15 protein-coding genes are annotated in these 15,722 nt (G+C 60.2%); 2 read left to right on the top strand and 13 right to left on the bottom strand.

Going from position 1 to position 15,722, the window contains the following annotated elements:
- Positions 1-172: 172 nt before the first annotated feature.
- The 6 genes from yfaU to AC236I_RS07380 form a co-directional block, all read right to left on the bottom strand.
- Positions 173-976, bottom strand: coding sequence for a 2-keto-3-deoxy-L-rhamnonate aldolase (gene yfaU, locus AC236I_RS07405; protein WP_015583814.1), 804 nt, complete (start codon positions 974-976; stop codon positions 173-175).
- 14 nt (positions 977-990) lie between these two features.
- Positions 991-2,280 carry an MFS transporter gene (locus AC236I_RS07400; protein ID WP_015583813.1) on the bottom strand — a complete coding sequence of 430 codons (1,290 nt, stop codon included), beginning with the start codon at positions 2,278-2,280 and terminating at the stop codon, positions 991-993.
- A 52-nt stretch (positions 2,281-2,332) separates the two neighbouring features.
- On the bottom strand, positions 2,333-3,538 hold the full coding sequence (gene rhmD / locus AC236I_RS07395; protein WP_015583812.1) for an L-rhamnonate dehydratase: 1,206 nt from the start codon (positions 3,536-3,538) through the stop codon (positions 2,333-2,335).
- A gap of 13 nt (positions 3,539-3,551) precedes the next feature.
- Positions 3,552-4,334 (bottom strand): IclR family transcriptional regulator, encoded by a 783-nt coding sequence (locus tag AC236I_RS07390; protein WP_015583811.1) that lies wholly within the window; start codon positions 4,332-4,334, stop codon positions 3,552-3,554.
- Positions 4,335-4,538: 204 nt separating this feature from the next.
- On the bottom strand, positions 4,539-5,735 hold the full coding sequence (locus tag AC236I_RS07385; protein WP_015583810.1) for a nicotinamide mononucleotide deamidase-related protein YfaY: 1,197 nt from the start codon (positions 5,733-5,735) through the stop codon (positions 4,539-4,541).
- A gap of 103 nt (positions 5,736-5,838) precedes the next feature.
- The gene (locus tag AC236I_RS07380) at positions 5,839-6,381 is read right to left on the bottom strand and encodes a YfaZ family outer membrane protein (RefSeq protein WP_015583809.1); all 543 of its coding nucleotides are present in this window, start codon (positions 6,379-6,381) and stop codon (positions 5,839-5,841) included.
- Positions 6,382-6,610: 229 nt separating this feature from the next.
- Between AC236I_RS07380 and nudI the strand changes: the two genes are divergently transcribed.
- Entirely contained in the window at positions 6,611-7,036 is a 426-nt protein-coding gene (nudI, locus tag AC236I_RS07375) for a nucleoside triphosphatase NudI (protein WP_015583808.1), read from the top strand.
- Between the two features lie 32 nt (positions 7,037-7,068).
- Here nudI and menE read toward each other — a convergent pair whose 3' ends face one another.
- From menE to AC236I_RS07340, 7 genes are all read right to left on the bottom strand, one after another.
- The gene (gene menE / locus AC236I_RS07370; protein WP_134936227.1) at positions 7,069-8,445 is read right to left on the bottom strand and encodes an o-succinylbenzoate--CoA ligase; all 1,377 of its coding nucleotides are present in this window, start codon (positions 8,443-8,445) and stop codon (positions 7,069-7,071) included.
- Positions 8,442-9,407 (bottom strand): o-succinylbenzoate synthase, encoded by a 966-nt coding sequence (gene menC / locus AC236I_RS07365; protein WP_487608729.1) that lies wholly within the window; start codon positions 9,405-9,407, stop codon positions 8,442-8,444. Before menC ends, menE begins: the two co-directional genes overlap by 4 nt.
- Positions 9,407-10,264: a 1,4-dihydroxy-2-naphthoyl-CoA synthase gene (gene menB, locus AC236I_RS07360; protein ID WP_032686654.1), complete on the bottom strand. Its 858-nt coding sequence runs from the start codon at positions 10,262-10,264 to the stop codon at positions 9,407-9,409. The genes menC and menB overlap by 1 nt, the downstream gene beginning before the upstream one ends.
- 14 nt (positions 10,265-10,278) lie before the next feature.
- Positions 10,279-11,037: a 2-succinyl-6-hydroxy-2,4-cyclohexadiene-1-carboxylate synthase gene (gene menH, locus AC236I_RS07355; RefSeq protein ID WP_487608728.1), complete on the bottom strand. Its 759-nt coding sequence runs from the start codon at positions 11,035-11,037 to the stop codon at positions 10,279-10,281.
- Positions 11,034-12,704, bottom strand: coding sequence for a 2-succinyl-5-enolpyruvyl-6-hydroxy-3-cyclohexene-1-carboxylic-acid synthase (menD, locus tag AC236I_RS07350; protein ID WP_487608727.1), 1,671 nt, complete (start codon positions 12,702-12,704; stop codon positions 11,034-11,036). The genes menH and menD overlap by 4 nt, the downstream gene beginning before the upstream one ends.
- A gap of 76 nt (positions 12,705-12,780) precedes the next feature.
- On the bottom strand, positions 12,781-14,076 hold the full coding sequence (gene menF, locus AC236I_RS07345; RefSeq protein ID WP_032717988.1) for an isochorismate synthase MenF: 1,296 nt from the start codon (positions 14,074-14,076) through the stop codon (positions 12,781-12,783).
- 160 nt (positions 14,077-14,236) lie between these two features.
- Positions 14,237-14,698: a GNAT family N-acetyltransferase gene (locus AC236I_RS07340; protein WP_015583801.1), complete on the bottom strand. Its 462-nt coding sequence runs from the start codon at positions 14,696-14,698 to the stop codon at positions 14,237-14,239.
- Between the two features lie 54 nt (positions 14,699-14,752).
- Here AC236I_RS07340 and rnz point away from each other — a divergent pair, with 54 nt between their 5' ends.
- On the top strand, positions 14,753-15,673 hold the full coding sequence (gene rnz, locus AC236I_RS07335; protein ID WP_487608726.1) for a ribonuclease Z: 921 nt from the start codon (positions 14,753-14,755) through the stop codon (positions 15,671-15,673).
- Positions 15,674-15,722: the final 49 nt, after the last annotated feature.

The raw sequence follows: 15,722 nt of genomic DNA, 5'->3' as shown, positions 1-15,722 counted from the left end.
TTTGTGCCGGGTGGCGGCTAACGCCTGACCCGGCCTACTGGTGCTGGCGGATTCAGAACGGGAATTGCCCCGGCTGACTACCAGCCTGATACCCATACAGACCCCGTAGGCCCGGTAAGGCGCAGCCGCCACCGGGCAATTTCTCAAGAGCGCGTTTTGTCAGTAGTCTTAACTAATAGCTCCCCTTTCCTTCCGCCGGTTCGGCGACCGGTCTGAACATCGCCAGCCGTGTATCCAGCGCCCGGGTATAGAGGTTGGTATCGACGCCAACGGCGACAAAATTTGCCCCCCACGCCAGCGCGTTGTGCGCCATTTCCGGGTCAACGGCGAGGAAACCTGCGGCTTTCCCCGCCGCGCGAATGCGGCGGATACTCTGTTCAATGATGCGCTGCACTTCCGGATGGCCGGCGTTGTCCGGGTAGCCCAGCGAAGCCGATAAATCAGCCGGGCCGATAAAGACGCCGTCAATACCCTCCACTTCGAGGATGGCATCCAGGTTGTCGAGAGCGGTTTTGCTCTCTACCTGAATCAGCAGGCACAGCTCATCGTTGGCCAGCGCCATATAGTTTTCCACCCGTCCCCAGCGTGCGGCGCGCGCCACCCCGGCCCCGACGCCGCGGGTGCCCAGCGGCGGATAGCGGGTCGCCGAGACTATCTCCCGCGCCTGTTCGGCGGTATCGACCATCGGGATCAGCAGCGTTCTGGCGCCAATATCCAGCACCTGCTTAATCAGGCTGCGATTGCCCTCCACCGGGCGAATCACCGGCTGGCTGGCATAGGGTGCGATGGCCTGCAGCTGATGATAAAGGTCCTGGATGGTATTGGGCGCATGTTCGCCGTCAATCAGCAGCCAGTCGTAACCCGAGGTGGCGGCAATCTCAGCCATATACGAAGAGGTCGAGCTCAGCCACAGGCCAATCTGCGCTTCTCCTTGCAATAATCCCGCTTTAAATGGGTTCGATAAAATTGCGTTCATAGTTCTCCCTTACATTAATGCTGTACGCTGCCAGCCTGTGGCACCGTGCGATTCACGCGCAGTGAAAAGATAATAACCACCCCGACAATCGCCACGCAGGCGAGCGTCAACAATCCGGCAGAATTATTGCCGAACATCGTTTCGGCCTGAACCCGAATGATGGGGGCCAGAAACCCACCGATGGCGCCAAACAGGTTGACGAAACCAATACCCGCGGCCAGCGCCGTGCCGGACAATAGCTGCGTCGGCATGGTCCAGAAGACCGGCTGCACGGCAATGACGCCGACGGCGGCGACGCACAGCGCGATAATGGCCAGCACCGGCGACACCAGCCCGGAGACCGCGATGCCAATGGCCGCCGCCAGCAGGGTGAATGCCGCAATATTACGCCGCTCGCCGGTGCGATCGGAGTACCGTGGAATCAGCCAGGTCCCGAACAGCGCCGCCACCCACGGGATGGCGGTCACCACCGAGGCCACGAACCCGACTTTGGTGCCCAGCAGCGCGGCAACCTGGGTCGGCAGAAAGAAAATCAGACCGTAAACCGCCACCTGAATAGTCAGGTAGATAATGGCCAGTTGCCAGACGCGACCGTTGCGCAGCGCATCGGACAACCGCGAGGTGACCTTCTTCTGCTCTTCTCTGGCCAGCTCGCTAATTAACGCCTGCTTTTCGACAGAAGTCAGGAAACGCGCATTTTGCGGCGTATCATCGAGCCAGAAGAAGGTGAAGAATCCCGCGCCGACGGCCAGCAGCCCTTCAATGATAAACATCCAGAACCAGCCGGGATGTCCCATAAAACCGTGCATTTCCAGCAGGGCGCCGGATAGCGGTGAACCGAGGGTCAGCGCCAGCGGCGCGCCCATATAAAACAGCCCCATAATGCTGGCGCGGTTCTGCTGGGGAAACCACTGAGAGGTCAGGTAGATCATCCCCGGGAAGAAGCCCGCTTCGGCGGCGCCAAGCAGAGTGCGCACCAGCAGAAATTTCGCTTCCGTATCCGCCCATGCCATCGCCGCGGAAAGAATGCCCCACAGCAAGGTGGTGCAGCCAATCCATTTTCTGGCGCCGAATTTGCGCATCAGCAGGTTGGCCGGCACCCCGAGAAAGGCATACACCACAAAGAAAATCCCTGCCCCCAGCGCATAGGCTTCGTTGCTGAGACCGGTATCCAGCTGGTAGGTCTCCTTGGCAAAGCCGATATTCGAGCGGTCAAGAAACGCCAGCACATACAGCGCCAGCATAAAGGGGATCAAACGGGCGCGGTTTTTCTTCACCACGCTCTCAAGCAAGGTGTTGCTCATCGTAATATCCTCAACATGGGGCCGCACATCAGCGCGGTGCGGCACGACGGGATCAGTGGCTGTAAGGGCGTTTCAGGTTGCAGTCGCGGTTCAGCTCGACGCCGAAGCCCGGTTTATCCAGCACGGTTTTATGAATGCGACCTTTCACAGGTACCGGCTCGTCAACCAGAATCGGATCAAACTGCGGACGCATCGTTGAGCAGTCCGGGCTGGTCATCAGGAACTCGCTGAACGGCGTGTTGGTAAAGGTAATGACCGCATGGTGCGAATAGACCGATGAGCCGTGCGGAACCACCAGCTGGCCGCGCGATTTGGCGATCGCCGCAATCTCCACCAGGGTGGTCAGGCCGCCGCACCAGCCCACGTCAGGCTGCATAATATCGATGCCAGTTTCCGACAACGTGCGGAAGGATTGCAGCGTGCCGTGGTGCTCGCCGCTGGTGACCATCATTCCGGCTGGCGCATTGCGTTTAAGCTCGCGATAGCCTTCATACTGCTGCGGCGGCAGGCACTCTTCGATCCACTTGAGGTTATAGGGCGCGCAGGCGTGGGCCAGTTTAGTGGCGTAGTTAACGTCCTGGCTCATCCAGCAATCCAGCATCAGCCAGAAGTCCGGGCCGCATTTTTCACGCATATCGGCCACCATGGCGGCATCTTTGCGGATCCCCGCATCGCCATCGTGCGGCCCCCAGTGGGTCGGCATTTTGCCGCCAATAAAGCCCATCTCTTTCGCCAGGTCCGGACGTGCCCCGGTGGCGTAGAACTGAATTTCATCGCGCACCGCGCCACCCAGCAGTTTGTAAACCGGCAGTCCAACCACTTTGCCAAACAGATCCCACAGCGCCAGGTCGATACAGGAGAGGGTATTCATCACCAGGCCGCCGGAGCCGGAGTAGTACAGGGTGGCGTTGAGCATCTGGTCATGGATCAGTTTGATATCGCTGACGCACTTGCCTTCGATAAAGCGGCTCAGGTGCTTTTCGACGATAAAGCAGCCCATCTCACCGGCGGTCGACACCGCAAAGCCGGTCTGTCCGTTTTCGGCTTCGACTTCCACAATCAGCGTGCCGAGAACGTTGATGCCAAACGACTGACGGGACTGTTCATACTGTGGATATTTGCTCATCGGCGTGGCGATATGATCGTCAATCCAGTGGTTTGCCCCCTGGTCATGATAATCGCCGCCGCCAGCGCCTTTCTCTGCGGTAGCTCCGCCGATAAACCAGGCGCGGACGTGTTTAATTTTCGGTAGGGTCATGATCTTCTCCTTATTATGAGGCCTGTTGTTCGAAGGGGCTCTTCCACCCCAGCAGACGGGAAATATCTTTAGCGCAGGCAATCGCCCTACCGGCGAGGTAATCGCGATTGTCTTCATTGATTTGCAGACGGGTACCCACCACGGAAATGGCGGCGGTCAGCTCGTTGTTGGCGTTAAAAACCGGCGCGGCCACGCAGCGAACGTCGGGATAATCTTCACCGTTATCGAAGCTCCAGCCGCGGGCGCGGATACGCCCCAGCTCATCGCGAAGCTGCTGGGCGCTGGTGATGGTGGTTGGCGTCGCCCGCTCCCACTGCAGCTCGCTGATAATCGACTCCTGAACCCGCTCGGGCTGCCAGGCCAGCAGGCATTTACCAATACCGGAACGATACAGCGACAGGCTCTTACCCTCGTGCGAACGCACGCTGATGGTCGCCGGGGATTCAATCTTCAGAATGTAGTAGGCGTTGCCGCTGTCGATAATGCCCAGGTGGCAGAGTAGACCGCACTGATCCATCAGTTGCGTCAGGCGCGGCCGCGCCAGTTCGCGCAGGTCCATTTTGCTCAGCGCCTGCCCGGCCAGCTCAACCAGCTTGGTCCACAGGCAGTAGTTATCCTGATTATCCATGCTGAGGAAGCGCTGTTTTCTCAGCTCTCCCAGCAGCAGATAGGCGGTACTTTTCGGAATACCCAGTTCGTCAATAATGGTCGCCGCGCTGCAGGGGCCGATACGGGCGATTAAATTGAGAATGTCGATGGCGCGGGTCAGCGCCGGGACTTTGCTTGATTCCAACATGCTGGACTCCAATCCTGAATACTGGAATCAGTGTTGCGGTTGTCCGGGCGGTAAATTGTGAGCGACTTCAAATGACGACGCTATTCCAGCCGGGTGGACATTCGGAGGGAGGAAAATGCGAGATGGCGCACAGAATATTTAAAAGCAAGTACAACAGGTTGGACTCATTGCGCGTCGGGAGAGGTTCCCGACGCAGAGGTTGGTTTAAACCGAGAGCGATTCGACGACGTTAATCCAGCCGTGTTCACCGGCGACCGGCTGACCGTGCAACCAACGGCGCAGCATATTCAGCGCCATCATGGCACAGACTTCCTGACGCACTGCCAGGCTGTAGCGCGTGGCGCTGAATTTAACCCGCAGCGCATGGGTGCCTTCCGGCGTCGAGAGGACGAAATTCAGGTGATCGGCTTCCTGGCCGCTCACCGCCAGCGCCAGACCGGCGAAATGATTGACCCGCCGTTCTGCGGCCCAGCGGGCGGACTGCGCCAGCGACTCCTCCTGGCAAGGGACAATTTCACTTGCCAGCAGCGGCGCATTTGCCCGCGAAAGCTGAAGCGCCAGCAAACCGCCGGTAAACTGTTCACTCAGCGTCAGACTCAGCTGGCGCTCCTGTAAACAACGCGCGATCTGCGCGGGCAGCCCTTCGGTGCCCTCGAAAATCATGCTCTCTCCCGCCACTTTTTTCACTTCCGGCCATATCGCCAGCATCGCTTCGCGCTGCTCCGCCGGCCCGGTGAGCTTCAGCTCAATAATCGGCATTGAAGAGCGGTAGCCCATGACGACGCCCGGCGGCAGCGCCAGCGGATCGAGGCTTTGCGCCAGATCGCTTTCCGAACGGCCAAACGTCGTCAGACGCAGACACAGCGGCGGGGCAGAGAGCGGGAAACGCTCACGCAGGCGGGGTAAAATTTCCTGCTCGACCATGATTTTGAATTCCGATGGAACGCCGGGGGTGAAAAACATCAGACAGCGGTTGAGCTGAACGGCAAAACCGCAGGCCGTCCCCACCGGATTGTTGATCATCTCCGCGCTGGCGGGGATCTCCGCCTGCTTACGGTTACTTGCCGCCATCGGGCGACCGCGCTCGGCAAAGAAACGGGTCATCGTTTCCAGCCACTCTTCGTGCAGAATCAGCCCTTCGCCCTTGGCGGTCGCCGCGGCCAGCGCGCTCAGATCGTCACTGGTTGGCCCCAGGCCACCGTTGACGATCAGCACATCCGCCTGTTCACTGCGCTCACGTAGCACCGTGACCAGGGAGTCAAGGTCATCGCCCACGGTATTGCGGCGCGTTAGCGGTAATCCCTGATTGAAAAAGAAATCGGCCAGCCACGCGGCATTGGTATCGACGATTTGCCCGTGCAACACTTCATCGCCGGTGGACAGCATTTCCACATTTATCATTATTCACTTCACTCCTTGCCTGCCAGGTGGCAATACTATAGCGCAAGGCGCAGGCGGAGTAGACAGGAATACGGCGCGGGAAACGTTCGCGCCGTTGGGGGGATTAGAAGCTGGCGCTGACGCCGAGATACGGACCGTCTGCAATCGTGCTGTCTTTGTTGCCGTCCTTCCCTTCGAGGTTCAGATAGCGATAACCGGCTTCGATGCTCAGAGGACGCATAATCGTCCAGCTCGCACCGGCGTTAGCTTCCTGATAGCTCTGAATGCCGCTGGAGAGAGAATCCGGGGAATAATAGTATTCGCCGAACAGACGGAAGCTGTCGCCAATTTTCCACTGCAGGCCGCCGCCGACGGCCGCCGCATACCCTTCATCGCCGCTCTTCGGGTTGGTATAAACGCCCTTGCCGCCAACCGTCGCGAGGAACGGCCCCAGCGGAATATTCAGACCAAGGCCTAACCCCGCCGCGTCGCCGTCGTTGTCGCTGTGCATCCAGTTGCCGGTCACTGCCAGACCAGATGACTCAGTCCCGAAACCGACGCCAAGGTTGGTGTAGTGCTCGCCAGCCTGCCCGGTTACGCTGATTGCATGGGCCGCCGTAGAGACGAACATCATGCCGGCAAGACCTAATAAAATGCTCTTTTTCATTTTTACTCTATCCAGAAAACAAGAATCAAAAAAGTCCCAAAAACCGCAGAATTGTACTGCCGAACGCTGAGGAATCAATGCACTAAAACGACCTTTACTCTCGTGATTGTAACCAGTTGCTACGGATAATGTCGGCTAAATACGGACAATGCAGCTTGCGGTTTAGCGAGACGGCTCGCAAACTGGTGCTCAAACATCTTTTCCCTACCGTTTAGTCAAGGAGATCACCATGCGCCAAAGGACCATCGTCTGCCCGCTGATTCAGAATGAGGGACACTATTTGCTCTGCAAAATGGCTGACGATCGCGGCGTTTTTCCCGGACAGTGGGCGCTTTCCGGTGGCGGCGTTGAACCGGGCGAACGCATTGAAGAGGCGCTACGCCGGGAAGTTGCTGAGGAGCTTGGCGAGGCGCTGCAGCTGACGCAGATTACGCCGTGGACCTTCAGCGATGATATTCGGGTCAAAACCTATGCTGACGGCCGTCAGGAAGAGATTTATATGATTTACCTGATTTTTGATTGCCTTAGCGCCAACCGCGAAATCACCCTCAACGACGAGTTTCAGGCGTATGCCTGGGTGAAACCGGAAGATTTGCCCCGCTACGATCTGAATGTGGCGACCCGCAAAACATTAACCCTGAAAGGCCTGCTCTGAGCGCCCCGGCACCGTGCCGAGGCCAACCCAGGTTAACTGGTCTGGCTGCCTGGCAACGCATTAACCCAGTCACGTAATGCCCGGCGGGAGATTTTAATCCCGCCGGTTTTCAACGACTCAGGTAACGTCAACCAGCGTACCGGCTGCTGAAAACGTGCCAGCTTATCCTGTGCCCAGGCCGCCAGCGCGGCGACATCGCACTGCGCATCGCACTCCACCACCGCCACCGGACGCTGGCCAAACTCCGCATCGTCTAACGGCACGATAAACGCCTGCTGAATCTGCGGATGAGCCAGGAGTACTCTTTCCACCTCTTCAGGCTGAATCCCTTCCCCTCCGCTGAAAAAGAGGTTATCCATCCGCCCAAGCAGAGTCAGTTTGCCCTCCCTGATCTCGCCGCGATCGCGCGTGGCAAACCAGCCCTGTTCGTTGACCAGCGGCTGCACCCCGCCTTCGCGCCAGTAGCCAGCGGCCATGCTATCGGCCCGCAGCCAGACTTCGCCGGCAACAATTTTCAGCGCGCGCCCCGGCAGCGGCTGGCCGACGTCCGGCGCGCCATCCGCCTCTTTACCACAAACCGTCGAGGCGAACTCCGTCAGGCCATAACCACACCAGCAGCGAATGCCCCGGGCGCGCGCCTGTTCGGTCAGCGCGACGGGAATCGCCGCGCCGCCCAGCAGCACCGCCTTCAACGACACATCAGCCTCGCTATTGAGCAATCGCCAGAGCTGAGTGGGCACCAGCGAGGCATGCGTACAGCCTCGCAGCGCCTGTTCCAGCGGTTGTCTTTCTCCTACCGTCAGGCGAGCCCCCGCCAGCAGCCAGCGCCAGAGAATGCCCTGGCCGGAAACATGAAACAGCGGCAGCGACAGCAGCCAGTCGTCATCCGACGCCAGCGGAATCATCGCCAGCACGCCTTCAGCGCTGGCAAGATGCGCCCGACAGCTGTGCACGGCGGCCTTCGGCAGCCCCGTAGAACCGGAGGTGAGCGTCATCGACGCCAGACGTTCTTCGCGCCAGGGCAACGTCGAATCCCCCGCCGCCCGTTGCAGCGTCAGCGGCGTAAAGTCGAGGGCGAGCGGATCGCCGTTCAGCACCAGCGCATAACGCAGATCGAGGGAGGGTAACAATACCGCCAGCAGCGAAGGCGGTAGCTGAGGATTCAGAGGAAGCACCCGGGCGCCGCACTGAAGCAGCGCCAGCCATGCCAGCAATGCCGACGGCTGGTTATAGGCCCGCAGCAGCACGCCCTCCCCTTCGTTGACCCCTTGAGCGCGGAATCCCGCGGCCAGCGCGTTAACCTCAGCGCACAGCTGCCGCCAGCTCAGGACAACGTCGTTCAGACGTACCGCCGGCGCATCGCCACGCAGCCGGCACCAGTGGCGCCATGGCCAGTCGCTAAAGGTCACAGCAGCGGCTCCAGCTCATCACGACGCAGGCAGGGTAACGGGCTGTCAGGCCAGGGGCGAATCAGCTGCGCGCGCATCAATGCCAGCGTATCCAGGCCGGGAAGGGTCTGCGGCGTCAGCCAGGCGGCAATCCGCGCCAGCTGCGTGAGTCCAAGGCTTGATTCGATCGATGAGCTGATCACCGCCGTCAGCCCCAGCGCATGAGCCGTGGCAACCTGCTCCCGCACTTTACGCAGGCTACCGGTGAGCGTCGGCTTGATCACCAGCGCACGCAAACCCGGCTCTGCCTGAAAACGAAAATCCGCCTCACGCAGGCTTTCATCCCAGGCAATCGCGATGCCGGTTTCCCGGGCAAAAGCCCGTGAGTCGTCGCGGGTTTTACACGGTTCTTCAAGGAAGGCAATACGGTCGCGGTACTGCGGGTGGACATATTTCGCAAACTGCTGCGCTTTGAGCGGCGTCCAGGCGCGGTTGGCGTCCAGACGTAGCTGCAGGTCGGGAATCGCTTCCAGCAGCAGGTTAACCACCATGCCGTCACGCACCGCTTCATACAGCCCGATTTTGACCTTCGCGACCTTTTCACCGGGCAGTGCCGCCAGCCTGGCAAACAGTTCGTCCGGGTCGCCGGTGCACAGCGGCACCGCGCGATACTCCGCCTCCAGCGGCAGTTCATCGTTCAGCTCCGCCAGCGCACAGCTGACGCCGAAGGCCACGGAAGGCAGAGACGGCTCGGGCGGGTTCTCGCCCTGCCGCCAGGCAAGCGACCACGCCACCAGCGCGGACTGCGCCTCCTCCAGCGTTTCCACGCTAAAGCCCGGCAGAGGCGCAATTTCACCCCATCCCTGACGTTCACCGTCCTGCAGGTGGATGAACAGCCCATCGCGAGTTTTTAACCGCCGTTCACGCAGTACCACGCCCGCGTCCATCGGTACCTGCCAGCGGTAAACCTGCGCCTGACGCATTATGGATTCCGTTTAAATTTGCTGAAGTCCGGCTGACGTTTCTGGTTGAACGCGTTACGCCCTTCCTGCCCCTCTTCGGTCATGTAGAACAGCATGGTGGCGTTCCCCGCCAGCTCCTGCAGCCCCGCCTGACCATCGCAATCGGCATTCAGCGCCGCCTTCAGGCAGCGCAGCGCCATCGGACTGTTTTGCAGCATTTCGCGACACCAGCGTACGGTCTCTTTTTCCAGATCCGCCAGCGGGACGACGGTGTTGACCAGCCCCATGTCCAGCGCCTGCTGCGCATCGTACTGACGGCACAGGAACCAGATTTCGCGCGCTTTTTTCTGGCCGACGATCCGCGCCATGTAGGATGCGCCCCAGCCGCCGTCAAATGAGCCGACTTTCGGACCGGTCTGACCGAAGATGGCATTTTCTGCGGCAATCGTCAGATCGCACATCATATGCAGAACGTGACCGCCGCCGATGGAATATCCCGCCACCATCGCCACAATCGGCTTCGGACAGGTGCGGATCTGGCGCTGAAAATCGAGCACGTTCAGGTGGTGAACGCCGGAATCATCCTGGTAGCCGCCGTAATCGCCGCGGACCTTCTGGTCGCCGCCGGCGCAGAATGCTTTGTCGCCTTCGCCGGTGAGGATAATGACGCCGATATTATCGTCATATCGGGCATCGGACAGCGCCTGAATCATCTCTTTCACGGTCAGCGGGCGGAACGCATTGCGCACCTGCGGACGGTTAATGGTGATTTTAGCAATCCCGTCCGTCGACTTCTGGTAACGAATGTCGGTATAGCCTTCGGAGCAATCGTGCCATTCCACAGGGGCGTAGAGCATTGCTTCATCAAGAGAGATCATAGAATGTCCTTTGGTTAACTCGCTAAAAACTGGGCCAGACATGACACCACCGCCGCGGGATTTTCCCGATGCGCGTTATGCCCGGCATGATGAATAATATGTGTCGTGGCGGCGACGTCGCGCGCAATGGCGCGAAACTTCGCATCGCGCTCGCCGCAAAGATAATGAAAAGGGTAGCGCCGGGCGCGGAGCTGCGCACGCAGGTCGGGCTGTACGGCGAGGGAAGTTGCCTCCAGCATCGCGGCAAGACTGGTGCCGCAGTTGTGGCTGCGCAGCGCCACAAGCGCTTCCCGCTGCGCCGTACTTAAGCCGGCGAAAACCGGCTGCTGGTACCAGTCGGCAAAAACCTGCGCCAGCGGCTCGCGACGAAAACGCTCCGCCCAGGCGGCATCGCTACAAGCACGCTGGCGGCGTTGGTGCGCATCCTGGAGACCGGGATGGCCGCCCTCTACGACCAGCCCGCACAGCCCGCGCCGCGGCTGGCTGGCAAAAAACATCGCAATACGCCCGCCCAGCGAATAGCCAATCAGCCAGTAGTCCCGAACATGATAGTGCGCCAGCGTTTTCTCCAGCCGCAGGCTAACCTCGGCGAAACCACCGACCCTGACCTCGCGCGAACCACCGTGACCCGGCAGATTGATATACAGCTGCGGATAAGCGCTGAACGCGGCGCCTACCGTTTGCCACTCCCGGCTGTCGCCGGAAAAACCGTGTAAAAAGACCAGCCAGGGATAGCCCGACTGCCCCTTTTCGCACCGGGCGTGCAGACTCATAACCGGCTGACCTGCGCCAGCAGCTGTTGCAGAGTATGGGTGCCTTCCGTCTCATTCACCACCAGCTCAATCAGCGTGGCGCCAGGAAGACGCCAGGCCCCGGCCAGCGCCGCTTCCAGAGCCTCCCAGGTGTCCGGGCGGTGATAATGAAGACCAAACATCGCCGCCGCATGGCCGAAATTGACATCCTGCGGCATCAGATAAAACTGGCGCCGTTGATCCTGCGGCGTCGGCAGCAAAGAGAAGATCTGCCCGCCGTTGTTGTTGACCACGATCAGCACCAGCGGCGCAGAGGCCTGACGCAGCAACGCCAGCGAGTTCAGATCGTAGAGCGCGGAGAGATCGCCGACGATCGCCAGCGTCGGGCGGGCGCTGGCGCGCTGAACCCCTGCCGCCGTCGCCAGCAGACCATCAATACCGCTGGCGCCGCGGTTGCTATAAACCGGGTATCCCGCCGGAAGCTGCGCCAGGGCATCAATCAACCGAACCACCAGGCTGTTACCGACAAACAGCTGCCCCTGATCCGGAAGATAGCGGTGGATTCGGTGAGCCAGCTGGGCTTCGCCAAATGCCTCGCTGCGGTCGGCCGCCGCCTGCCAGGCCTGCCGCGACAGCACAGGGATCGTCGTCGCCCACGGCTGGCGGCTTTCCGCCGGATGCAGATCCAGCCACTGTCCCACCGGGCAGACCAGCCGACGACCGCGGTGATGAGCCGGGTCGAGGCGGCCGGGGAGGTTATCCACGACCCAGTACTCTTCCGGTTCACAGGTGGCCTGCCACTGCAGTACGCGTTTACCGGTGAGGCTGCTGCCCAGCTGCACAACGATTTGCGCCTGCTGCAGTTCGCTCACCGCTTTGCCGTTCGCCAGCCACAGGTCGGCGCACGGCAGCGGCTGCCCGGTCTGGGAAAGGACGTCACCAATCAGCGGCCAGCCGAGCGTTTTTGCCCACTCGGCGACTTTTTTACCTTCGGCGGCGCTCATGCGGCCCGCGACGACCACGCCCCGCTTTTGCCGCCAGAAAAACCAGTCGCGCTGCTTTTCGCTTTCCAGGTGCAGGGACTGACGCAGCCAGGGTTTATCGCTTTGCCACCACGCGCCGAGCTGCTGCTGCCACTCCACGCCGGTGTCATCCATCTCGCCGTACAGCGGCTCGGCGAACGGACAGTTAATATGGATACCGCCGGAATGCAGGGCGCCCAGCGCCTGGTCAATCGTCGACACCAGCCAGCGCGCGGGCACATCCTGCGACGGACGCGGCAACGACAGCGTCTGCGAGGGATGAGAAGCAAACATGCCCGGCTGGCGGATCGCCTGGTTCGCACCGCAGTCAATCAGCTCCGGGGGACGATCGGCGGTAAGCAGTATCAGCTTTTCACCGGTCAGCCCCGCCTCAATTAAGGCCGGATAGAGGTTAGCCGTCGCCGTTCCGGACGTGACAATCACCGCCACCGGCTGCCGGCTGGCTTTTGCCAGCCCCAGCGCCAGATGGCCAAGACCGCGTTCATCGAAATGGGTATGGGGAATAAACGCGCGGTTTTCCGCCGCTGCCAGCGTAAGAGGTGTCGAGCGCGAACCCGGCGCAATGCAAATATGCTGCACGCCGTGGCGAGTTAATGCTTCGAGGATCACCGCCGCCCAGCGTCGGTTAAATGCGCTTACTGACATGAAATTGTCCGGTATCAAATATTGAGGCTAAGTATAGGTAATACAAAGCAATGGAGTATTGATATGCATCGTTTATCTACGTTTTTGTCAATAACAAGGAACGCAGCCCCGCCGCCTTATTTTCTATCTCCTGCCACTCCTGCTCAGGATCGGAGCCGCTGACAATCCCGGCTCCGGCATACAGCCTGAGCGTGGCGTTTTCGACTTGCGCCGAACGCAGGGCCACGCAGAATTCGCTTTGCGCCAGCGACAAGTAGCCAGCGGAGCCGGCGTACCATTCCCGGGTAAAAGGTTCATGGCGGGTAATAAATGCCAGCGCCGCCCGGCGCGGTAATCCGGCGACCGCGGCGGTCGGCTGCAGCTGATGCAGGCAGCGGGTATCGTCAGGCTGAGAGAGTTCAGCCCAGATGCAGCGGCGCAGATGCTGCACTTTACGCAGCCGCACCACCTGCGGCGGCAGGACATCCAGCGAACGGACCTCATCCTGCATACGCTGGCAGATATCCTCCACCACCAGCATATTCTCGCGCTGATTTTTATCATCTTTCATCAGCCAGTCGGCCAACAATTGCGCCTGGCGATCGTCAGGATGGCTGGCAACGGTCCCGGCCAGCGCTTCGGTGCGCAGCAGCGTCCCACGCCGGCGCCAAAGCCGCTCCGGCGTTGAACCAAAGAATGTCCGCTGCGCGTTAAAGGCCATCATGAAATGAAAACAGCGGTGATTACTGCGCCGGCTGGCGGCCACGATGGCCAGCGGATCCGGCGGCGCCGCAAACTGAACATCCGTGGCCCGCGCCAGCACCACTTTATCCATCTCCCCTGCGGCAATCGCCTGAGTTGCCTGTTCAATCAGCGCATGCCATTGCGGATAGTCCGGGGAGTGTTGTTCGCTGAGCACCGGCGGCAGAGCGGCGGGCTGCGCCTGGTCAGGCGTTAGCGCCTGGAGAAACGCCCGGGCCGCAATGGCATCTTCGCGCAGTGACGTCTCGCTATTCAGCAGCAGACGCAGAGTGGCTTTTCCCCCGACCCGACGCCACTCCAGCCGCGGCAGAAAGAGCCTCCCTTCCTGCGGATTAAACGCATTCAGGCCGCAAATACGTAAATCAGCCAACCCCTGACGCTGCAAGAAGTCGTGAGCCCCGGCCAAAGACGGGAAGGTTTTAACCGCGCCGAGCGCGGCAAGCTCTTCATCGCCATTGCGCTGCAGCCAGTAAAACTGTGGCCACTGCGCTTGATGACCGCACCACAGAAGAGGGTCAAAAGCGTCATGAAGAGGGAAAGGAATATCGAAAATTCGCGTACCGGACGACGGCGGGAAATCGTCAGACAGGCAGTCACGTAAGCGTTCCAGCGCAGTGGAAACAGACAGCACGCAAACCTCCAGAGAATAAAAACCACAGATTATACGGGGTACTGGCGTGAAATTGCAGTACCCATAATGAGGGAGCGGACTTTCCGCAGGTGGCCGCCGCCAGCCAGAGCAGGCTGAGGGAAAAAAGTATTGATCCTTGACGCGGTTACGCTAACGGCGCTTAACCGGTGACCGCCTCGCGGGCCATACCGATATGCGCAATCCCGTCCTCATCGTAAATGTCGGTCACCGGCTGAAAACCGAAGCTGGCGTAAAAACGCTGCAGATGCGCCTGGGCGCCGAGATAAATGGCCTTGTGCGGCCAGTGACGACGACAGCTGGCCAGCGCTCGCTCCATCAGCTGATAACCCAGCTTTTCGCCGCGCACCGCCGGGCTGACAATGACCCGTCCAATCACCACCGGCTCAATATCATCGTCGCTTTTCAAAATGCGCGCGTAGGCCACCAGTTCATCCCCTCGCCAGCCGAGCAGATGGCGGTTTTCACCGATCAGGTCATCACCGTCAACATCCTGATAGGGGCAGGTTTGTTCGACGACAAATACCGCGCAACGCAGCTGTAGCAAAGCGTACAGCTGCGGGACGGTCAGCTCTGCGTGGTGAAGATCCTGCCATGTAATCATTGACTGCTCCTGTATACTTGAGTTTTTTCACCCACGCCCTGAGGACACTGGACGATGGAATTGACATTTTTGGGGACATCCGCAGGCGTGCCGACCCGTACACGTAATATGACGTCTATCGTGCTGAATTTGCAACAGCCGACGGCTGCGGAGATGTGGTTGTTCGACTGCGGAGAAGGTACCCAGCATCAGTTTTTACATACCCCGTACCACCCAGGAAAACTGAATAAGATTTTTATTACTCACCTCCACGGCGATCATCTGTTCGGCCTTCCCGGCCTGCTGTGCAGCCGCTCCATGCAGGGCAACTCGCTACCGCTGACGCTGTACGGCCCGACGGGACTCAGGGAGTTTGTTGAAACCGCGCTGCGCTTAAGCGGCTCATGGACCGATTATCCGCTCACCATAGTGGAAGTGGGGCCCGGCCTGGTCTTTGATGAAGGGGGCTATCGGGTCAGCGCTTATCCGCTGAATCATCCGGTTGAATGCTACGGCTATCGTATCGAAGAGCATGCCCGCCTCGGCACTCTCGATGCTGCGCGACTGGTTGCCGACGGCGTCCGCCCGGGTCCGCTGTTTCAACGTCTGAAACAGGGGGAGACGGTGGAGCTGGAAGACGGGCGGAAGATCGATGGTCGGCACTATCTCGGCCCGGCGACGCCCGGCAAAACGCTGGCGATTTTTGGCGATACCGCCCCCTGCGAGACGGCGCTTGAGCTGGCGCGCGGCGTTGACCTGATGGTTCATGAAACGACGCTGGAGCAGGCGATGGCGGAAAAAGCCAATAGCCGCGGTCATTCGTCGAGTCAGCAGGCAGCGGCGCTGGCCCGCGATGCCGGCGTCAGCATGTTTATCGCGACCCATTTTAGTTCGCGCTATGACGCTGAAGGCTGTCTGCGCCTGCTGGCGGAGTGTCGGGACGTTTTTCCCCGGACGCTGCTGGCCGAAGACTTTATGGTGTACAGCCTGAGCTAGTCGATCTGGAGGGGAGAAAACAGCGAAAGGCGGCAAAAAAAATGCCTGC

This window comes from Klebsiella sp. Sb-30 (genome assembly GCF_057652795.1).
Note: the sequence above shows the minus strand (reverse complement) of the source record. Positions and strands in the feature narration are given on the sequence as shown.